18 protein-coding genes are annotated in these 21056 nt (G+C 54.9%); 9 read left to right on the forward strand and 9 right to left on the reverse strand.

Annotated features, from left to right (window positions below):
• Positions 1–168 precede the first annotated feature (168 nt).
• From AAH446_RS02020 to tyrP, 3 genes are all read left to right on the forward strand, one after another.
• The gene (locus tag AAH446_RS02020; RefSeq protein WP_463322758.1) at positions 169–1797 is read left to right on the forward strand and encodes a sensor histidine kinase; all 1629 of its coding nucleotides are present in this window, start codon (positions 169–171) and stop codon (positions 1795–1797) included.
• Positions 1797–2513, forward strand: a complete 717-nt coding sequence (dcuR, locus tag AAH446_RS02025) for a two-component system response regulator DcuR (RefSeq protein ID WP_342905061.1) — start codon at positions 1797–1799, stop codon at positions 2511–2513. Before AAH446_RS02020 ends, dcuR begins: the two co-directional genes overlap by 1 nt.
• A 263-nt stretch (positions 2514–2776) precedes the next feature.
• Complete coding sequence (tyrP, locus tag AAH446_RS02030; RefSeq protein ID WP_463322759.1) at positions 2777–3928, forward strand: tyrosine transporter TyrP; 1152 nt, start codon at positions 2777–2779, stop codon at positions 3926–3928.
• 130 nt (positions 3929–4058) lie between these two features.
• On the opposite strand, the gene AAH446_RS02035 is transcribed toward tyrP, so the two are convergent.
• From AAH446_RS02035 to treZ, 4 genes are all read right to left on the reverse strand, one after another.
• Positions 4059–4454, reverse strand: coding sequence for a VOC family protein (locus AAH446_RS02035; RefSeq protein ID WP_342905063.1), 396 nt, complete (start codon positions 4452–4454; stop codon positions 4059–4061).
• A gap of 152 nt (positions 4455–4606) precedes the next feature.
• Entirely contained in the window at positions 4607–6682 is a 2076-nt protein-coding gene (gene glgX, locus AAH446_RS02040) for a glycogen debranching protein GlgX (RefSeq protein WP_342905064.1), read from the reverse strand.
• Positions 6683–6746: 64 nt separating this feature from the next.
• A complete protein-coding gene (treY, locus tag AAH446_RS02045; RefSeq protein ID WP_342905065.1) occupies positions 6747–9278 on the reverse strand; it encodes a malto-oligosyltrehalose synthase in 2532 nt (843 codons plus the stop codon).
• Positions 9275–11062, reverse strand: a complete 1788-nt coding sequence (gene treZ / locus AAH446_RS02050) for a malto-oligosyltrehalose trehalohydrolase (RefSeq protein WP_342905066.1) — start codon at positions 11060–11062, stop codon at positions 9275–9277. Before treZ ends, treY begins: the two co-directional genes overlap by 4 nt.
• Positions 11063–11380: 318 nt before the next feature.
• Here treZ and yddG point away from each other — a divergent pair, with 318 nt between their 5' ends.
• Positions 11381–12262 carry an aromatic amino acid DMT transporter YddG gene (gene yddG / locus AAH446_RS02055; protein ID WP_342905067.1) on the forward strand — a complete coding sequence of 294 codons (882 nt, stop codon included), beginning with the start codon at positions 11381–11383 and terminating at the stop codon, positions 12260–12262.
• 131 nt (positions 12263–12393) lie between these two features.
• The gene (locus tag AAH446_RS02060; RefSeq protein ID WP_342905068.1) at positions 12394–12792 is read left to right on the forward strand and encodes a hypothetical protein; all 399 of its coding nucleotides are present in this window, start codon (positions 12394–12396) and stop codon (positions 12790–12792) included.
• A gap of 105 nt (positions 12793–12897) precedes the next feature.
• Here the strand turns inward: AAH446_RS02060 and AAH446_RS02065 are convergent, their stop codons facing one another.
• The 4 genes from AAH446_RS02065 to AAH446_RS02080 all read right to left on the reverse strand — a co-directional run bounded on the left by AAH446_RS02065 (position 12898) and on the right by AAH446_RS02080 (position 16548).
• Positions 12898–13926, reverse strand: coding sequence for an LLM class flavin-dependent oxidoreductase (locus AAH446_RS02065; protein WP_342905069.1), 1029 nt, complete (start codon positions 13924–13926; stop codon positions 12898–12900).
• 206 nt (positions 13927–14132) lie between these two features.
• A complete protein-coding gene (locus AAH446_RS02070) occupies positions 14133–15416 on the reverse strand; it encodes a cytosine permease (RefSeq protein WP_342905070.1) in 1284 nt (427 codons plus the stop codon).
• An 11-nt stretch (positions 15417–15427) separates the two neighbouring features.
• On the reverse strand, positions 15428–16111 hold the full coding sequence (locus AAH446_RS02075; protein ID WP_342905071.1) for a helix-turn-helix transcriptional regulator: 684 nt from the start codon (positions 16109–16111) through the stop codon (positions 15428–15430).
• A complete protein-coding gene (locus tag AAH446_RS02080; RefSeq protein ID WP_463322775.1) occupies positions 16108–16548 on the reverse strand; it encodes a GNAT family N-acetyltransferase in 441 nt (146 codons plus the stop codon). The genes AAH446_RS02075 and AAH446_RS02080 overlap by 4 nt, the downstream gene beginning before the upstream one ends.
• A 518-nt stretch (positions 16549–17066) precedes the next feature.
• Between AAH446_RS02080 and AAH446_RS02085 the strand changes: the two genes are divergently transcribed.
• The 4 genes from AAH446_RS02085 to AAH446_RS02100 all read left to right on the forward strand — a co-directional run bounded on the left by AAH446_RS02085 (position 17067) and on the right by AAH446_RS02100 (position 20293).
• Positions 17067–17615 carry a hypothetical protein gene (locus AAH446_RS02085; protein ID WP_342905073.1) on the forward strand — a complete coding sequence of 183 codons (549 nt, stop codon included), beginning with the start codon at positions 17067–17069 and terminating at the stop codon, positions 17613–17615.
• A 326-nt stretch (positions 17616–17941) separates the two neighbouring features.
• Entirely contained in the window at positions 17942–18748 is an 807-nt protein-coding gene (locus AAH446_RS02090; RefSeq protein ID WP_342905074.1) for an MBL fold metallo-hydrolase, read from the forward strand.
• A 364-nt stretch (positions 18749–19112) separates the two neighbouring features.
• Positions 19113–19604, forward strand: a complete 492-nt coding sequence (locus tag AAH446_RS02095) for a CinA family protein (RefSeq protein WP_342905075.1) — start codon at positions 19113–19115, stop codon at positions 19602–19604.
• Between the two features lie 281 nt (positions 19605–19885).
• Positions 19886–20293: a hypothetical protein gene (locus AAH446_RS02100; protein WP_342905076.1), complete on the forward strand. Its 408-nt coding sequence runs from the start codon at positions 19886–19888 to the stop codon at positions 20291–20293.
• 255 nt (positions 20294–20548) lie between these two features.
• Here the strand turns inward: AAH446_RS02100 and AAH446_RS02105 are convergent, their stop codons facing one another.
• Positions 20549–20935, reverse strand: coding sequence for a YgiW/YdeI family stress tolerance OB fold protein (locus AAH446_RS02105; protein WP_342905077.1), 387 nt, complete (start codon positions 20933–20935; stop codon positions 20549–20551).
• Positions 20936–21056 lie beyond the last annotated feature (121 nt).

Here is a 21056-nt window from a genome sequence, read left to right on the forward strand (position 1 = left end):
AAAAACAGAGCCGCAAATGACTTTAGTTACAAAACGGGCATTTCTGGCGCGTCGGGCTTTCTGACAAGGAACATTCTGCCCACAAGCGTCCTTAACTGTACTGCTCAGGCTATTTAACGTCTGTTTCACTTGTTACAATCAACGCTCCCCTTTCTTTGAAGCAGCCTGATGAACCCAGCAACGCAGTCCAAAATCACGCGTAAGCGCCCAATGAAACTCAGCACGCTGGCGACGTTAATGATGGTCGCGGTCATAGTGACCGTATTGCTTAGCGTTCACCTTCTCTACTTCATTCAGATCGATAATTTTACCCATGCCCACGTGAAGGATAAGGCGCTGGCCGTCGCGCGCACTCTGGCAGAAGATCCTGAGATTCAGCGTAGTCTCGCCCTGCCCGCCAGTGAGGGGCTTATCCCACCCATCGCTCTCGCGGTGCAAAAGCGGAACAACTTATTGTTCGTCACGGTGACCGATATGAAAGGCATCCGTTATTCCCATCCAAACAGCAGCCTGATCAATAAACGTTTTCAGGGCGATGACCTGTTACCTGCGCTATCCGGTCATGAAAATATCGCCTATAACCGGGGAACGCTGGTCAAAGCGTTGCGCGTCTTTACGCCCGTTTTTAACGTACAGCATCAGCAGATCGGCGTGGTAGCGATTGGTATTTCACTGAGCGATGTCACGGCGCAGATCCATAAAAGCCGCTGGAATGTTTTCTGGACCATTTTGCTGGGCGGCTCGGTAGGCTTACTGGGCGTACTGATTCTGGTGCGGCGCCTGAAAAGGATCCTGCTCGGTCTGGAACCGCATGAGATTTCAAGCCTGTTTGAGCAGCGGCAGGCCATTCTGGATTCCATCAAAGAGGGCGTTATCGCCGTAGATGCCGACGCGCGCGTCACGCTTATCAATCAGGCCGCGCAGCAGCTGCTGCATCAAAGCGCGATTGAAGCCCCCCTCAGCGGCGACCGCATCCCGGAGGATTCGCTGATGCTGAGCCATCTGCGGGAAGCGCTGCATGATGGTAAAGCCCGGCACGATGAAGAACTCAACGTGCGGGAGCGGATTATGATCAGTAATACGGTACCGGTACGCAGCCGGGGACGCGTTATTGGCGCGGTCTGTACCTTCCGTGATAAGACTGAAATCAGCCAGCTGATGCAGCGTCTGGACGGCATGGTAAACTATGTCGATGCCTTGCGGGAACACTCCCATGAATTTATGAATAAGCTGCATGTGATTCTCGGCCTGCTGCATATGAAAAATTATGCCCAGATGGAAACCTATATTTTAAAAACCGCGAATAATTATCAGACGGAAATTGGCTCTCTGCTGCAGCGTGTTAAATCGCCGGTTATTGCCGGATTTTTACTGAGTAAAATCAACCGGGCCTCTGACAAGGGCCATCGTTTACTCCTCAGCGATGACTGCTACCTGCCTGACTGCGGTAGTGAACAGCAGGTGACGGCGCTGGTTCTGGTGTTAGGAAATCTGATAGAGAATGCGCTGGAAGCGCTGGAACAGCAGCAGGAAGGCGAGATTCATCTCCTGCTGCACTACCAGAACGGCTGGCTCTCTTGTGAAGTCAGTGATGATGGCCCCGGCATTCCGCCTGAGCTGGAAACCGCTATCTTTGACAAAGGGTTCTCTTCAAAAGGCAACGATCGCGGTATGGGGCTGTTTCTGGTTAAACAGCAGACCGAAACGCTTGGCGGCAATCTCAGCGTTGAATCAGAGCCAGGCGTCTACACCCAGTTCTTTGTACAACTTCCGTGGGTTAAAGGAAATAAAGCGTAATGATGAATGTGTTAGTGGTTGATGATGACGCCATGGTTGCAGAACTTAACCGCTGTTATATCGGTCAGATTTCAGGGCTTACCTGCTGTGGTACTGCGTCCTCCCTGCAACAGGCAAAAGAGCGGTTGCTGCAAACCGACTCGCCGGTTGATCTTATCCTGCTGGATATCTATATGCAGCAGGAGAACGGCCTGGATCTCCTCGCGGAACTGCGAAATGCTCACCATCATGTAGACGTTATCATTATCTCTTCCGCTGCCGATGCGGCCAGCATCAAAACCTCGCTTAACTACGGCGTGGCCGATTATCTGATCAAACCCTTCCAGTTTTCACGTTTCGAAGAGGCGCTGACCCACTGGCAGCAAAAGCGATCGCAGATGGATAATCAGCAGTACTATCAGCAGGCGGAGCTTGATCGGTTGATTCACGGCAATACATCAGCAGGCAGTAACCAGAAAAGATTACCTAAAGGATTAACGCCGCAAACCCTACGCACGCTGTGTCAGTGGATTGATGCGCATCCCGACAGCGAATTTTCCACCGATGAATTAGCCAGCGAAGTGAATATCTCTCGCGTGTCCTGCCGTAAGTATCTTATCTGGCTGGCCGAAATAGATATTCTGTTCACCACTATTCAGTATGGTGCCACCGGCAGGCCGGTGTATCGTTACCGTTTGCAGGCGGAATATCATGCCCTGCTCAGACATTACTGTTAATTTGCCGGTAAGCCTCAACCCTGCCAGCAAAGCCAGTGCCGCTCTAAAGCCCGCCGTCCTGCCCGCATCGTTTTCGCTTGCCCGAGCCTGAACGGGGGGAAAAACAGCCGCGTCGGTTATCTGTAATGAATATTTGACGCCCTGTAACGCTTCACTTACCCTGCGTACACTTTTTGCAGGCAGAATGACATTCAGAGGAAGGCGTGAAGAACCGCACCCTGGGCAGTATTTTTATTGTTGCCGGTACCACTATTGGCGCCGGCATGCTGGCAATGCCGTTAGCCGCAGCGGGCGTTGGGCCCGCCATAACGGTGCTGCTCCTGATTGGGCTGTGGGCGCTGATGTGCTACACCGCGCTGCTGATGGTGGAAGTTTATCAGCATGCACCGGCAGATACCGGGCTGGGAACGCTGACGCGTCGCTATCTTGGCCGGCCTGGCCAGTGGCTTACGGGCCTGGGTATGCTGTTTTTAATGTATGCCTTAACTGCTGCCTATATCAGCGGCGCAGGCGAGCTGCTGGCGGCCAGCCTGAGCCAGTGGTTCTCTGTCACCGTTACCTCCGGTAGCGGCGTACTGCTGTTTACGCTGGTTGCCGGGGGGATTGTCTCTATTGGTACGCATATGGTGGATATGTTTAACCGCGTACTGTTCTGCGCCAAGATTGTTTTGCTGGTGATGTTACTGGGGCTGATGATGCCGCATATCCATCAGACCAACCTGCTGACGCTGCCGCTGGAAAAGGGCCTGGTGCTTTCCGCTATCCCGGTTATCTTCACCTCTTTCGGCTTTCACGGCAGCGTTCCCAGCATCGTCAGCTATCTGAATGGCGATCTGCGTAAGCTGCGCTGGGTGTTTATTACCGGCAGCGCCATTCCGCTGGTGGCTTATATCCTCTGGCAGCTGGCGACGCTTGGCGCGATTGAACAAAATGCCTTCAGCGCCCTGCTCGCCAGCCATGCCGGTCTGAACGGCCTGTTACAGGCGATACGCGAGATTGTTGCTTCCCCTCACGTTGAGCTGGCGATACATCTGTTTGCCGCGCTGGCGCTGGCGACCTCTTTCCTGGGCGTATCGCTGGGGCTGTTCGATTACCTGACCGATCTCTGTAAGCGTAACGCCAGCGTTACAGGCCGGATGCAGAGCGGGCTGATGACCTTCCTGCCGCCGCTGCTGTTTGCGCTGTTTTATCCGCAAGGCTTTATATTAGCGCTCGGCTACGCGGGTGTTGCCCTGGCCGTGCTGGCGCTGATTATTCCGTCATTGCTCGCATGGCGTAGCCGCCAGCAGCACGGTTCAGCGGCTTACCGGGTTGCGGGCGGTGCACCTTTACTACTACTGATCTTTCTTTGCGGTATCGGCGTAATTGCCATTCAACTCTTCATCGTACTGGGCTGGCTCCCGGAAGTGGGATGATTTCCCACCGCCTGCTTTTACCAGCCGTTGCGGCCCATGGCTGGGTAGCCAGAAAAGTTGCACGTTGTTGTCTGCTTAGCCTGGTTTTACTCTGCGCCGGAAGATGGGAGCTACGTCCCGTCTGACAACCTCAGGAGGGGTCCCAGCGCATCTTCTGTATCACTGTCCGGTAACCGTCAGCATCTTCAAACGTTGCCCCTTTGTTATCCCAGTATGGATTAAACGCGGTGATCTGGATAAAACCGGCCTTTACCATTCGGGCACAGGCTTCCTGCCACTGCTGTAGTTCCGGGATATACAGCACCAGAAGATCTTCCGGAGAGGAAGATGGTGGTACAGGATGCTGGTTGCAGATCGTGAATTCAAGATGCCAGCTCAGTGCCGTACTGCCTAACATGCATCCGCTGAAACCGGCATGATCGGTAAACTCCCCTAACTTGCTAAGCCCCAAACCCGCGCAGTACATTTCGCAGCTTCTCACCAGATCCTTAACCGGACGCGCAATTCTTAAATGTTGAAATGCCATGTTTTTCTCTGAGGGTTATGTTGCAGTTTTATCCTGATAGTAACGCGGTGCGGTTTTTGGCGGGGTTAAACATTTCAGCTAAACATCGAGCCAGGCACTGATAAATTCACCAGTGCCTGTTAAACGCTTAATGCCAAAAGGGTGAGTGAAAACTAGGGGCGTCTGAACAGCACAATACTGCGCCCTTCAAGATCAAAGTTCTTTTCTTTGGTGATCACGAGGCCATGCTGATCGTTGTCAGAAGTGGACAGTTCCAGCACCCAGCCGCCCTCTCCGGACTGCGGGATCATGAACGGCACATTCCCTTCGAACGGATTGAACAACATCAGCACTTCGTGCCAGGTGCCCTCTTCATCCTGCAAATCCGGACGGCTGATATAGAGACCCAGCGTCGAGCCTTCGTCCCACTGCTCGGACTGCTGATAACCGCCGCCGGCATTAAACCATTCGATCACCATACCGTCACGCCAGCTTTCACGGCGAAGCAGCGGCTGTTCGGCCCGCAGCCTGATAATGTGGCGGGTAAACTCACGCAATGCCTCACAGGTTTCCGGCAGATCGTCCCAGTGGACCCAGGAGATCTCGCTGTCCTGACAATAACCGTTATTGTTACCCATCTGGCTGCGGCCAAACTCATCGCCTGCCAGTAGCATCGGCGTGCCGTGCGAGAAGATCATCGTGGCCAGGAAGTTGCGCTTCTGCCGTTCACGAACGGCATTGATGTCCGCATCCTCAGTGGGCCCTTCGGCACCGTAATTCCAGGATCGGTTATCATTATGCCCGTCGTTATTCTCCTCGCCGTTCGCTTCATTATGCTTGTCGTTATAGGAGACCAGATCGTTGAGCGTAAAGCCGTCGTGGGCGGTTACAAAGTTAACGCTGGACCACGGACGCCGGCCACGCTGATCGTAGAGGTCGCCCGATCCAAGCAGGCGGGCGGCAAAATCGGTGGAGACATTATTTCCCTGCCAGTATTCCCGGACCGTGTCGCGGTATTTATCGTTCCACTCTGCCCATCCCGGCGGGAAGCCGCCAACCTGATAGCCGCCGGGTCCGATGTCCCAGGGCTCACCTATTAGCTTCAGTTTCGACAGCACCGGGTCCTGCATCATGGCATCAAAGAAGCCGCCGCGTTCGTTGAACCCTTCCGGCTCGCGCCCGAGGATGGTGCCCAGATCGAAACGAAAACCGTCGATATGCATCGATTCCGCCCAGTAACGCAGCGAATCCATCACCATCTGTAACACGCGGGGGTGCGAGGTATTGACGGTATTACCGGTGCCGGTATCGTTGATGTAATAACGGTGCTGATCGGGCATGGTGCGGTAATAGGAAAAGTTATCGATGCCCTTAAGCGAGAGCGTTGGGCCAAGCTCATTCCCTTCCGCCGTGTGGTTGTAAACAACGTCGAGGATCACCTCGATTCCCGCATCGTGGAAGGCGCGCACCATATCGCGGAAGCCCTGAATCCCCTTAGGCCCGTAGTAGCGTGATGCGGGCGCAAAGAAGCCGAGGGTGTTATAGCCCCAGAAGTTTTTCAGATCGCGATCCAGCAGGTGCTGGTCATCCGGAAACCAGTGAACGGGCATCAGTTCTACTGAAGTAATGCCCAGGCTTTTGATGTAGTCGACGGAGGCTTTATGCCCCATGCCTTCGAAATTGCCGCGCAGTTCGGGCGGAATAGCAGAGTTAAGCTGCGTGAAGCCTTTCACATGGGTCTCATAAATTACCGCATTCGGCCAGGCGATTTCCGGCCGGTTTTTATCCTGCCAGTCAAACTCGTTAGGGTCGACCACGCGGCATTTGGGCATATAGGGCGCGCTGTCGCGCGTGTCGAAGGTAAGATCCTTATCTTCATGAAGCAAATCATAGGCATAGTGTGATTCGTTCCAGTCAACATCACCAACCAGCTCGCGGGCGTAGGGATCGATCAGCAGCTTGTTGGGATTGAAGCGGTGTCCGTTCTCCGGATCGTAAGGCCCATGAACACGAAAGCCGTAAAGCGCGCCGGGTTTCAGGCCGGGCACATAACCATGCCAGATTTCATGCGTATATTCCGGCAGCGTCAGCTTCGCAATCTCATGTTGACCGCTCGGATCGTACAGACAGAGTTCCACACGCTCCGCATGCGCTGAGAAGATAGCGAAGTTAACGCCTTCGCCATCGTAGTTGGCGCCCAGATGATGCCCAGACCCTGATGTAATTTCAAAATTTGTATCGTTAGACATTCATTCCTCTCCTTCGAATGTTGCGTTTTACTCGCACAGGCGATTCATTTTTATTTTCACAAACTTATATCGCTACCAGAATTACAGGCGAACCGCTTACGGCAGCATCCAGCCGTATCAGATCGGTTACCTCAGTTTCCTCTCCACTCAGAATGTCACGATAGCGTCGGTTGGCCAGGGAAGCAGGCAGGCGGATCTCCGTCTGTGCCCAGCCCTGGTCAGAAGTAGTGTCAGGGTTTTCCTCAGATTCGCTGAAGACAAGACGGGGCGCGATCACAATGAGTGCCGTAGGGTTATCCTCCCGGGCAAAAGTAATGACGTTTTCCGCATGAGCCCCTGTGGCGGTAAGAGGCAGATAAGCGCCCTGGCGGAACAGTTGAGGCTGCTGCTGACGGAAATGCAGCAATCTGGCGATAAGCTGCTGCTTCAGTGCGCCATTCAGCCATCCTGCTGGCGTGAAGGCTTGATCTCCCTCAGCGGACAACATCTGTTCAAGGCTGGCAAAATCTGGCTCGCGGCGGTTATCGGGATCGACGAGGCTGAAATTCAGCGCTTCGCTGCCCTGATAGATATCCGGCACGCCCGGCGCGGTGAGTTTAATCGCCGTCTGGGTCAGCCCGTTAACCAGGCCAGCCCGGATAAACGGCTGGAGCGTGTCGCAAAAATCCTGCAAGAAGGCGTGGTTATCAGGTGATAACAGGTGGCTGGCATAATCGAGCACTGCTTTCTCATAGGCTTCGTTACTGTCGGCCCAGTCGGTACGCAGTTTCGCCTCCCGCAGCGCTTTTTCGACGAAGGCCAGAAAGCGCGTTTCGAGACTTGCCAGCTCTGCGGTCCGATCGGGCCGAAGCGTGACGGGCCAGACTCCGGCGAGCGCCTGAAAGAGCATCCAGGCGACGGCCGGTTTCGGTGCCGGGCCATCCTCAAGGTTAATCACCTGAGACTGGTTCATCTCACGCCAGCGGGCAACGCTTTCGGCCCAGCGCTGTGGCGCTTCGGTCAGCGTATAGAGCCTTGCCCGCGCATCCTCGCCGCGTTTGGTATCGTGGGTCGAGGTGCCGGAAAGCGCATCGGGCTGCCGTTCGAGCCGCGTTTTCATCTCTGCATGGAAGCGCTCAAGAGAGAACGCGCGCGGCATCGGCTCCGCGCCAACTTCATTCAGCGCCAGGTCCATGTTCTGGCGGAAGAAAAGCGTGTCCTCAACCGATTTGGCCATCAGCGGGCCGGTAAGCTGCTGGAAGCGGGTGCGGAAGTGTGCCGCCTCACCGGCAGCACGGTCAGAAACATCGCCCGCCAGAAGCGCGACGATAAAGTCGAGCGCGGCGCCATCGGGTGCGATGTCACTTGTTCTCACCTTATCGGCAACGTGTTTCAGCAGATCGGCGCTGGCTGGTGGCAGCCCGGCCGGCGTGCCGTAGGTGCGGTAAACCGGAAAGGCAACCAGCAGTTCGCGTAGCGCTGCGCGCAGGGCATCTTCGTGCTGCGTCACGCCCTCGTCTCCGGCGATGGAGAGCGCCAGCTGCAGAAGCGTGTTAAATTCACCGGCAAAATTGCGGTCCGCCATCAGAAGCTTCGCCGCGCGGAGTTCGGCCTTCATGTCTACGGGCTTGCCGACCACTGCATTCCAGGCCTTGCGGAGATCGCTGATTTTCTCATCATCAACCAGTACGTCAGAGAGCGACGCGATAAATTCATAACCGGTCGTGCCTGAGACCGGCCAGTCGGCAGGAAGATGTTCCCCTTTACCGAGAATTTTTTCGACGGTGATATAGCACTCCGCGCCGGCCTGCTGTCTCAGCCGTTCAAGGTAGGCTTGCGGATCGGCCAGCCCATCCACATGATCCACTCTCAGCCCGTCGACGGCTCCGGAATGGACAAGTTCAAGGATTAGCTGATGCGTATCATCAAAGACCCGATCGTCTTCCACCCGGACGCCCGCGAGACCGGTGATCTCAAAGAAACGACGGTAGGAAAGATCGTGCGGCGCATCCCGCCATGACATCAGCCGCCAGGGCTGGCGGTCATGCAGTTCGCTAAGCTCAGCCTTATCGGTAATGGCCAGCACTTCAGCTTCACGCCCCTGCCAGCTTTCCGGCACGAGCGGGTAATAATTATCAAAATAGGCCAGCGCGGGCTTACCTGTTTTTGGATCGGGTTTGACGCTTATCTCACCGTTTTCCAGCACGTTTTCGAAGGTATCACCCAGAAAAGGCAACGTCAGGCGGCGCGACCAGTTGATATCAAAGTGACGCGCGTAGCGGCTTTTGCTGCCGTGTTCGATAACATCACGCCACCAGGCGTTGTCCAGCGAGGCGGCCATATGATTAGGCACGATATCAACGATCAGCCCGAGACCCGCTTTTTTCAGCGAGCTTACCATGCGATCGAAGCCCTCCCGCCCACCGAGCGAAGGGTCAATCTCATTGGCGTTAGTGATGTCGTAACCGTGCGTTGAGTCTGGCGTGGCGGTAAAGATCGGCGAAGCGTAGAGATGGCTGATGCCGAGCCGCTTCAGATAAGGGATCAGACCCGTGACGCGATCGAAGGTCATGCCGTTACGGAACTGAATACGGTAAGTCGAGGTTGGTATCTTCACGCTGATTCTCCTGTGGCAAGGCGAACCAGTACGGCGTCCGGTGGCAGGTCGTTCTGGTTTTCAGGCCAGCTAAAAAGGGTATCGCCAGGCAGATCGGGCAGCGGCTGGGCAGATTCGCCCACGTTAAGCGCGATTGAGAGCGTTCCCGCAGGAAACGCCCATGACACGGCGAGAAAACCTTCCGCTGTTGCCACTACCTTACCGCTGTTACCTTTGGCAGTAGCCAGCAGCGGGACAATATGCTGCTGGCGCAGGGCCAGCAGATGCCGGGTCAGCGTCAGCCAGGCTTTCCCTTCCCCGCTCTCCTGTTTATCCCAGTCCAGCTTGGACATGGCAAAGGTTTGCGCGTCGTTCGGATCGGGCACGCTTTCGCCTTCATGGCCGCTATGCCCTTCGAATTCCCGTGCCCGTCCTTCGCGCACCGCTTTAGCAAGATCGCCATGGAAGTCGGTGAAGAACAGAAAAGGCTGGGTCTCGCCATACTCTTCACCCATAAAAATTAGCGGGATGTGCGGCGATAACAGCAGCGTGGCGAGCAGCGCTTTGGTTCGTCCGGCACCAGCCAGCGTAATCAGCCTTTCCCCCCTGGCGCGGTTGCCGACCTGATCGTGATTCTGAATAAAGTCGACAAACGCGACGGGCGGCTGTCCGGCACTCGGCACCCCCCTTTTTTCACCCGACTGCGGCGAAACTTCGCCCTGGTAAGCGAAGCCTTCCGTGAGGATCTTCGCGACAAGCTTTTCAGGTTCATGGGCAAAGTCATTGTAGTAGGCGTGCGTTTCGCCGGTAGCAAGGACGTGGACGGCATTATGAAAATCATCATTCCATTCCCCGGTGAAGAGCGGCGCGGAACCATCCTCTTCATAAGGGTGCAGGAAGATCACATTGCGACAGTCTTCCGTTGTCATATGAACCGGACGGTCAACGATTCTTTCGCGGATCAGTGCGGCGATTTCGGTCAGCACATGCTCGTCAGAACTGTCTTCGATTTGATCAATTGCGTCGAAGCGCAGGCCGTCAAGATGGTACTCCTCCAGCCAGAAGAGCGGCGCTTCAAGAATATAACGCCTGGCCGCATCAACATCATAAGCAATCCCGGCGCCCCAGGGCGTCACGCGCTCCTTATGGAAGAAATCGGGAGAGAGCAGCGGCAGGTAATTGCCTTCCGGGCCAAAGTGATTAAGCACAATATCCAGCACGACAGAGATGCCATGCCCGTGCGCCGCATCGACAAAGGCTTTGAAATCGTCCGGGGAGCCATAGGCAGCATGCGGCGCGTAGAGCAGCACGCCGTCATAGCCCCAGCCGCGGTTGCCACCGAACTGGGAGAGCGGCATCACCTCAATCATGGTAATGCCGAGTGCCGCAAGATAAGGGAGTTTTTCAATCGCGGCGCGGAATGTGCCTTCAGGTGTGAACGTCCCCATATGCATCTCGTAAACCACCGTTTCGATCCACGGACGGCCATGCCAGTCCGCGTTCTTCCAGTGATAACGGCCAGGGTCGGTCACAAGTGATGGTCCGTTAACATCCGCTTTCTGCGCCCGTGACGCAGGATCCGGGACCACCATGCCGTCGGCAAGGACGAAATTATATTCTGCACCCGGTGAAACGCCGGGAACCCGCAGTTCGAACCAGCCATCAGCGGCCGGTTCCATCTCACGGTCTTCACCGGAAAGCCGCAGCGTTACGCGCTTCTGACCAGATGCCCAGAGCCGGAAACGCACCTCGTCCTCAGCCACATAATCGGCCCCCCAACTTCCAGGAAATGATTTGGACTCCATTCGATTGCCTCGTTATGACTGATAGTGAACATTGAAGGTCAAGCGTATGAAATCAATCATAGTCGAATCTGCAAAAACCGAACTGTCATGCCGACAGGCTTCTGTTTTAATCCGTTAAGGTAACCCTGAGTGGCGTGAAAAATTGCTTTTCTGACGCAACGGCTGGGAGAAACTCAGAGGTCAATGCCGCATGGCGCGCGCTAAAACTTTACAGGCTGTCCGCATAAATGTTATTTATTTCATCTGGTTATAACGCCCCTTTCCCCTTCGTCGCCCGCCTGGCGTCGCCTGGACGATTTTTACTGAGGTTTCACCTTAATGACGCAGCAAAGAGCCACTTTTGTCGGGCTGACCGCGATCCTGCTCTGGAGTACTATCGTCGGCCTGATCCGCAGCGTCAGCGAGGGGCTTGGGCCGGTGGGCGGCGCGGCGATGATCTATACGCTGAGCGCCGTGTTGCTGATTTTTACGGTCGGCTTCCCGAGGCTAAGCACTTTTCCCCGACGCTATCTCCTTGTGGGGACACTGCTTTTTGTCAGCTATGAGATCTGTCTTTCGCTGTCGCTCGGCTTTGCCGCCACGCCTACGCAGGCGATTGAGGTCGGCATGGTTAACTATCTCTGGCCCGGCATGACGATCCTGCTGACCGCCTGCGTCAGCCGGCAAAAAATCCGGCCTCTGCTGATCCCTGGCCTGCTGCTCGCCCTGGCCGGCATATGCCGCGTGCTGGGCGGCAGTGAAGGCTTTTCATTTATGCAGATTGGCAACAGCCTTTACAGCAACCCGCTAAGCTTTGGTCTGGCTTTTAGCGGTGCCATCATCTGGGCGGTCTACTGCGTGGTGACAAAGCAGATCGCCCGCGGCAGTAACGGCATCACGCTGTTCTTTATGCTTACCGCCCTGGCGCTGTGGGTGAAGTTCTTTGCCTCACCGCAGCCGGAGATGCAATTGAACACCCGGGTTATGGTTAGCCTGCTTCTAACCGCCGCCGCAATGGGCTTCGGCTATGCCGCATGGAACACAGGGATCCTGCATGGCAACGTCACCGTTCTGGCTACGGCGTCCTATTTCATTCCCGTTTTTTCCGCACTGCTGGCGGCGTTTATCCTCGATGCCGATCTCTCGCTGCCTTTCTGGCAGGGAGCGGCGATGGTCAGCCTGGGTTCGCTGGTCTGCTGGTGGTCAACGCGCAACAAGTGACATTGTCACCTATAACAGCGCAAAACGGTTAACTGCGTTTTGAGACAATACTGAACGGGTTCAGGCTGTTAACAAGCGCGGGATAGCGCTAAAATAGCCGCTTCTGATGTTGCAGAGGTAAGCGAGGTATAATGATTTTTCGTTTCGCCCTGGCCGCAGTGACGGCCGCCATGTTGCTGACCGGGTGTGCTCCCAAGCAGACCACCCAGGTTTCACCCGAATTTTTTAACGGGCCAACGCGGGTTAATATTTCGCATCTGGTAACGCAGGCCGATGATGGCTCAGCCGTCATGCTGACGGTAGATGGTAACGAGGCTGGCGCACTCACCCGTGGTGAGAGCACCGAGCTACGTCTTCCCCCCGGAGAACACAAAGTGGGCGGCTACGTGCCAACGCTGTTTGGACGCGTGACAATTCAGCCGGTTGAAATTACAACGACGCCGACAGAAGTCACCCATATTGCTTATTCAGTTACGCGGGACAAGCCCGTTTTTGAAAAACGCGCGGCCTCTCAGGACGAGAGAAGTTAATTGCTTTTATGCTGCCGGAGGCGAAAATAGCCTCCGGTACGCATCCTCTTACGGAACAGAGCGCGAACAGGCCGTCAGACCTCAGCCCGCTGCTGAACCACCACCTCATTCATCACGCCAGCCCAGCGCCGGAGCCACCTGAGTCAAAAACGCTTCCATCACGTGCGCGCAGTACGCCACGCCCAGCTGATTTGGCAGCGTCAGTAACAGCGTATCGGCCTCGGCGATAGCTTCGTCGCGCGCCAGCTGTTCAATCAGCTTCTCAGGCTCTGCGGCATAGCTGCGCCCAAAAATGGCCCGGATTTTTTCATCAAGATAGCCTACCTGATCGCCGCCCTCCCCGCTGCTGCCAAACCAGGCGCGATCCTGAGCGTTGGTCAGTGGGAAGATACTGCGGCTGACCGAAACGCGTGGCGTACGGGCGTGGCCAGCTTCCTGCCACGCCGCGCGATAAGCACGTATCTGCTTCGCCTGCTGGACATGGAAAGGCTCGCCGGTTTCATCATCCTTCAGCGTTGAGCTTTGCAGATTCATACCCAGCTTCGCCGCCCAGATTGCGGTGGCGTCAGAACCCGATCCCCACCAGATGCGCTCACGCAGCCCTTCAGAATAGGGTTCAGGCCGCAGCAATCCAGGCGGATTAGGAAACATCGGTTGCGGTTCAGGTGTGGCAAAGCCTTCTCCGCGCAGCACCTCAAGCAATTTTTCAGTGTGGCGGCGGCCCATATCCGCAGCGTTTTCCCCGGCTTCAGGCTGATAGCCAAAGTAGCGCCATCCTTCCACAACCTGCTCCGGCGATCCGCGGCTGATGCCCAGCTGGAGACGTCCACCGCTGATCAGATCGGCAATCCCCGCCTCTTCCGCCATATAAAGCGGATTTTCGTAGCGCATATCGATCACGCCGGTGCCGATCTCAATACGTTTCGTTCTGGCGGCAACCGCTGCCAGTAAAGGAAAAGGGGCGCTGAGCTGGCGGGCAAAATGGTGGACGCGGAAATAGGCACCGTCTGCGCCTAACTCTTCAGCGGCAACGGCCAGGTCAATCGACTGAAGCAGCGCGTCAGCAGCGGTTCGCGTTGCCGACTGCGCTGAGGGCGTCCAGTGACCAAAGGATAAAAACCCGATTTTTTTCATTCGTTGACAGCCTTATGTTCAGGGGAAATACGCTACCCGGATTTTCAGGGGCTGAACAGAGGCCGGGTGTTACGACGCGGTTACAGCACGCTGACCCGCATTCTGACACGTCAGACCGGAGGCAGGTTTACCGGATTGTGTTACCTGGGCCGTTTGGGAAATGGCTATCGCAACAGGGGGTGCCCTGTTGCGATAGTGCTATCCGTTTAAAAACTTTTCTTACCGTACAATATTGCCCTTCTTGCGAACGTGAGCAAACAGTATGCCAGGCTACCAGCAATAAGTGACGTCAGGGCCGGCACTCCCTCAGTGATCAGATAGCCCGCTGCGCCGCCGGCCAGCGAGGCCACAACGGCATTAACGCCGTAGCGGGGTGTTTCAGCAGGTATGTCACCGTCCGCACGCGTTCGGTTAAGTTCTCCCCGGTGAGTTTTAAAAAGATAATAGTCGGTCAGCATTACGCCGATGACCGGCGGGAAGAAGATGCCCAGCAGCGTGAGGAAGTCGACGAACCGATCCAGAATCCCCATTACGGAGAGCGTGGTGCTGGCCACTCCCGCGAACAGCACCAGCACCAGATAAGAGACCTTACGCCCGGTCAGGACTTCGATGAAGTTCGCCACGCCCAGGGACGAAGAGTAGAGGTTGAGATCGTTGATCCGCAGCGTGGAAAAAATCACCACCAGAAATCCCATCCCTGCGGAAGCCTGTGACATTATTGTTACCACATCCGAGGTGTTCAGCTTCAGCGCAAGCCAGACCGCCAGCCCGTTCACCAGATACTCTCCCAAAAAAATCGTCAGCATGACCATCCAGAAGACTGAAGTGCCGCTCCGGCTGTAGCGGGTGATATCTGGCGTGATCAGGCTGGCCACGATGGCGCCGCCCACGACCAGCGTTATACCGGCGCTGACGGTCAGCGGCGACGATGGTTCAGCCGGAGGCAGATGTCCATCGCCGCTGAAAATGCTCCAGGAAATGTATATCACGTTGAGTAAAAACAGAGGAACGGCAATTCGCGCCGTATACTTCAGCGCACCAATGCCGAAGGCAACAAGGACTGTCAGCGTCAAACCTGATAAGGCCGCCGCCGTTTTAAACCCCATAACCCCGCCGGTAAAAAAATCCAGCGAGCGGGCGAATACTGCATTCTGCACGCCAAACCAGCCCATCAGGCTGACGGCGATCAGCAGACCGACCAGAGCGGAGCCTGCGCGGCCAAACCCGCACCAACGGGAAAGCATGCTGCCGGACAGCCCCTCTTTCATGCCCGCATACCCCAGGCCGAAGGTGGCGATGAAAAATATCATGCTGCCGCCCGTGATGGCCAGAAAGGCGTCTTTCACGGACATGGAATGCCCCAGCACGGCACCGAGCATGAACTGATCCAGCGCGGTCAGCATACCCATATGAATGAGCGCAAGACTGAAGAAAGCCATGCGATGAGTGCCGGGTACCCGGCTGACAGTGAAATTATCCAGAGTGTTCATTAAGGTTTCCTTTACCTGACTAAAAAAAGTCCTTTTCTCAGAAGATGCGGGGGCAAATAATCAGCAAATCCCTGCGTCCTGCAGAACTCTTCCAGTTGCCTCTGGGAGTGGACGTTTGCCTTCTGAAAGATTATCTGTATGCGATTGCTGACCGTTTTCAATGAGATACCGTTAATCTGGGCAATTTCTTTTGCAGAGATCCCCTGCAGGAGGTAAAAAAGCGTCTCGCTTTCTGACTGGGTGAAAAGGTTATTGTTTATGGAGGTACTGATGACCCCGGGCTGTCTGTTATCAATGACAATCAGAGGATTAACAATCATGACCGGACGCGCATTCCAGAGGATCGCCACGCATTGTCCGTTGTCGTCAAAAACCGGGAATTTTTCACTGAGGTAAGGCCGCAGATCCTCATCGCCGTACCAGTGATGCGTTTCTATCACCAGCGATGACGTACCGGAATTGCTGGCCTGATGATCGTGTGCAATCAAATCATCCTCAAGCTCGGCCCAGGCGGCAGGAAACTCACTGTCCCTGCGGCCTTCCGGATTAAATTCAGCGGGTGTACAGGTAAAACGTCTCGCCTCATCATTCATATAAATATGCCGTGAGTCGGGAGCCTTGAGTCCCCAGGGATCGCTGAAGGCACGGATCATCGTGATAAGGTGACTGATATAGTCAGAGGGGGGCGTTATCATGGCTGTAAAGCCCCCCTGGTTTCCGGCAGGCAGAGATTTTTACTCATATAGTGCCGTGTATACCTGCCGGCATAACCCGACAGTGCGCCATATTCCTCATAACCCAGTTTTTTATAAAACAGGGGTGCCTGGCAGGAGAATGTGTCTACCGTTGCCAGGTGGCATTCGTGCTTCAGGGCTTCCAGCTCAGCCATCAGCATCAGCTTTTTGCCCGTACCTTTTCCCCGGAACGGCTCTGCCACCCACAAATACTGGATATCAAGAACCCCCCACCACATTCTGGCCACCAGACCGGCTACGGTTTCTCCCTGACAGACGGCTGAAAGGAGAAAAGGAGCTATATGCACCGGTGCATACTGCTCATTGTGTTTCCAGAGATTATCTATTATCAGCTCTGTTGCGCTGTCTGAGGGGGAGCGGGTAATCTGAATATTAATGTCGCCTATCATAGTTAGCATCACCTCAACAAGGGGTAATTTATCCTGTTAACAATTAAAAATCCCTGAACTATATTGGCTGGAGCAAATGATTTATAACCTGGGAAAGAGAAAACCACAAGATGAAAAGGTTATAGTCATCTGATAAATATATAAATTATAAATAACAGCGCCTTCACCAGGGGCCCGTAAACAAAAGAATAAATGGATAGTAACCGGCGAAAGGAATCGCCATAAAACCGGATTGTTCCGGTTAGTTTTCTCTACCCGTACACATAGCATTTAAATCTGTGTATTCCTCAAGCCTGACGATCGTTTTTATGCGCGCCAGCGCTGGAGAACGCCGTTATCCGCTGATGTCGGTGACGTGGCACAGCCTCCCTGTACTGATCCAACGCCCTGCCCTGGAAGCCCCGGCACACTGACACCGGGAGCAGCCCGGACATGCGCATCACCTGGCTGCCTGATCAACTCCCGGTCTGGTAGACTGCCAGGGTCTGACAACAGGATAAAGGCTGATGGATAATATGAAGAGGATGGCGCACGGGTTTTACGTTGCGGTCATTTTTGCCGGCGCGACTTCCGGAGCCGGGGCGGCCACTTATGAGGAGATGCAGCGTCTTGATGCAGCTTACCCACCCGGCAGCGTAGTTGTCTGTCGTTCTGATATGCAGGCAGACGCAATGCTGCCGGGGCGCACGACTGTGGTAACCCGGGGAAAGGTGATCGCCCGTCATAATAACCTTACGGATTTCGACGTGACGATCGCGTGGCTGAATGAATACGTAGCCGGCCAGGCAATGACCCTGACATTCCGGTCAACCGAGCGTGCCGAGCGCGCTGGCGTGTATCTTCGTATCGACCCGGACAGCATGGCATTATCCGTGCCTGGCGCCCGACCCGAAACCGTAAAACAAGTCCTGAACGGATTTAAAACCGGGCTGGCCGGAGCGGAGCATTACAGCCCCTACTCAGAGTCTGATATCACGGATTTTCCGTCCTATGTCACACACAAACCGGGCGAACCGCCGGCTCTGTGCAGCAAGGAAGAATCTGCTCATAAGTGACGGAAGGGACATAATGGCTTTGCCAGCTCTTATGAACAGCAGTCCGCCGTCCAGCTCCCGCTCGGCATCAATTATCCGGCCGCGCTGACGTTGCGACCCTGGCCGATGACCTGCCATTGGTAATAAATCAAAATATTCATTGCTGGTAGAATCTTTTTAATGCTGTGAATTTGCACGACAGCCAGGGTGTTGATGATAAAATAGATTAGCATGTTGTAACTAATACTGCTGCCACCAGGACCTGTATACCTTTTATCCTTCCAGCACAACGCTGACCCGTCGGCTACATTGTTAATTTACTCAGCCTCTTCTGCTAAGGAGAAAGCATGATCAAAATTTGCGTCACCTGCGGCACCTCTTATGACGCTCCCGAAGCGACTCAGAATAACTGTGTAATCTGTGAAGAGGAGCGGCAGTATGTGCCCGTTGATGGACAGAAATGGACGAATATCGCGGATTTACACGCCCACCACGCCAATAAATGGACCCAGCATGAGGCGGGCCTGCTCAGCCTGAAAACCGTCCCCGCCTTTGCCATTAACCAACGTGCTTTTCTGCTACAGACGCCGGAAGGCAACCTGCTCTGGGACTGCATCGCCCACCTTGATGAAGCCACACTGCGTATTATCGAGGCGCTGGGCGGCCTTACCGGCATTGCTATTTCTCACCCCCACTACTACACCCGGATGCAGGACTGGGCTGCGGCCTTTAATGCCCCTGTCTGGCTCCATGCTGATGACAGAGAGTGGATACAGCGCGACAGCCCGGCCATTCAGCTCTGGCAGGGAGACTCACTGCAACTCACGCCAGAGGTCAATCTGATCAGGATGGGAGGTCACTTTGCGGGAGGAACGGTGCTTCACTGGCATAAAGGCGATGGCGTTTTACTGGCTGGCGATATTATTCAGGTTACGCCGGGTGCCGACCAGGTCTCTTTTATGTGGAGCTATCCTAACATGTTGCCATTACCGGCTGCGGAAGTGGCCCGCATGGCGGATAAAGCAAAGCAGCTTACATTCGACCGCCTGTATGGCGCTTTTGAAGGGCAGGATATTGGCGCGCAGGCGGGTGAGATTGTCACTCGTTCAGCCGGGAAATATATCGCCTGCCTTTCAGGGACGCCGTCCCCCTAAAGCTTCGCGCTTATGACGTACCAGCCTCTGGAATTTCTGGCCCTGCTGCCGGCCCTGAGGCTGCCGTTCCCCCTGCCCGCTTCAGCCTGAGCAGTTTTTGAAATAGATCACATTTTTACCGGCATATTTTTCTCTCCCTGGCGGATAGCCTACACTTCCTGACACTCAGGCAGCATTTAGTGGATGTATGTCACAAAACTGGCCGGGATCGCCACCAGCACAGCCAGATGTGGTTCTGACTGAGGCGTAAATAATCCGCCCATAGCGCAATCCCTGTGAAAGCGGCGTGAAGCATTGCCGACAACGAGGCATGACGCAGGCTAAAGGCGCAATAGTAATCTTTCCTCATCAACAGGAGACGGCAATGAATAAAGCATTACAGGAAGCGGCCCAGGCTCTGGGTGAGGTGCTTAAGGCAAAAGGCATAAAGGTCGTGACGGCAGAGTCCTGTACGGCCGGACTGATCGGCACGGCGCTTGGCGCAGCAAGCGGCAGCGGAGCGTTTTTTACCACCGCCCTTGTCACCTACACCGATAAGGCCAAGCATCGCGTATTGCAGGTTAGCGAAACTACGCTGCGTGAACAGAGTGCTGTCAGCGAAGCCGCGGTCAGGGAGATGGTGGCGGGCGCGAAAGCGTTGACCGGCGAAGCTGTCTGCCTGGCTATCAGCGGCTATGCCGGCCCCGACGGAGGTGAAGACGGTACGCCAGCCGGCACTATCTGGTTCGGCTGGGGCTTACCTGACAGGGTGGAAAGCCTGGTGCGTCATTTCGAAGGTGACAGTGAGACGGTGATTAATGACGCAGCTCTTTTCTCGCTCAGACACTGTACTGAGCTTTTGACACAGTCCCGATAACCGCTTTTAACGTGGCGGAAAGCCAGGGAGGGCATTTTCCAGAAGTATCCATATTATTTCCAGGTGCATTCCGAAAGAGCAGGCATTACTGATTTAAAATTGGACTTAAGGGACGCCTTTTTTTACCTTTTTACCTCACCCGCCTGACGGGGAAGTTCAATAAAAGCAGTTTACTTATGCCGGACATTACCGGTGGCTTATATCAGGGATCACACCTCGTTGTGGCGACAGTTTCAGACTGCTTCGCTACGGGTTTACGATTGCGTTGATGTGGAGCGCCCATGGCCAGACTGCGTTTATATTCCCTGCTCAACAAATGGTCCCAGATTCGTTTCAGCCTGATAAAAGTTGTTCCGGTACCGATCGGCCCGCCAGAAGAGCCGGTAATGGAACTTTATCTCTGCGACGGACGCGAACCGGCCGCCTGGCTTTTTATCTGCCGACTGAATAACGTCAGCGACAGGCAGGCGACAGTAGCGCGCTATATGCGCTGGCTGGAGGCCTATTATCAGCCGCAGAGCGAAAAAGATAACGGCCTTTTTTCTCAGCAGGATGAGCCAGTGGTTAACACCTCCACGTCGTTTACTCAACCCTACCCTGAGCATAATAGTGCGGCAATGAGTGGCTGGCAGAAACGTCCGGAAAGGCGAAGCGGCTCCAGGGCTACGCTGCCGCCGGGAAGATATTGATCGAGTAAGGTGGCTTAGTGAGTGCCGATGCGTTTGCTATCAGGCGCATCGAGCCTTTTATGTCAGGCCACCAGCGTCCGGAGTTTTACTGATATCCACCGTTTCCCAGTCTTGAAAAAAGCTTGTCAGTTGCCGCCTGTAAATATGGCTATTTTATAAAGGTGACTACAGCGGTTTTTTAAAGCAGACAGGATGATAAATCGAAAGTGGAATATGAGGGCCGGACAGCCCTCAGCGCAGTTTTACCGGCATAGCTTAGGGTTTTTCAACCCGTTCAACGTTCAGTTTGGTTTGCTCACCCGTCCCCTTAACGTAGCCGCTCAGGCGAACCATATCATCGGCGTTAAACTCTTTCCCATCCCAGACAGCATGGGGGATATTGACATCCAGCGTTCCCGTTTCATCGCGGAATGTATAGGATTCATCCGCCGTCTTTTTGAGAATATGCCCTTCCAGCGTAACCCATGCGTTTTTACGCATGTCACGGATCTGGTCGATTTTGCTCTCACCTGTATCCTCGGTGCCTTTAGAGCCCGCATCTTTTTGCTGCGGTGGTGGCTCTCCGCCTTTAAATCCGCCTTCCTGAGCAAATCCGGAAAAGCTACAAGCAAGCAGCACCGCGAGTGCGAGGGTCTTTTTCATTCTCTTTCTCCTTATAAGATGATCGGTTCCTGTAACAATAACCTTCCCCTTAAGCATGGCAGAGAGTCAGCCTGGCTGCACATGCTTCCGGAAAAATCTTGCATCCGGAGGACAACTCATG

This window comes from Erwinia psychrophila (assembly GCF_039023475.1).
Lineage (GTDB): Bacteria > Pseudomonadota > Gammaproteobacteria > Enterobacterales > Enterobacteriaceae > Erwinia.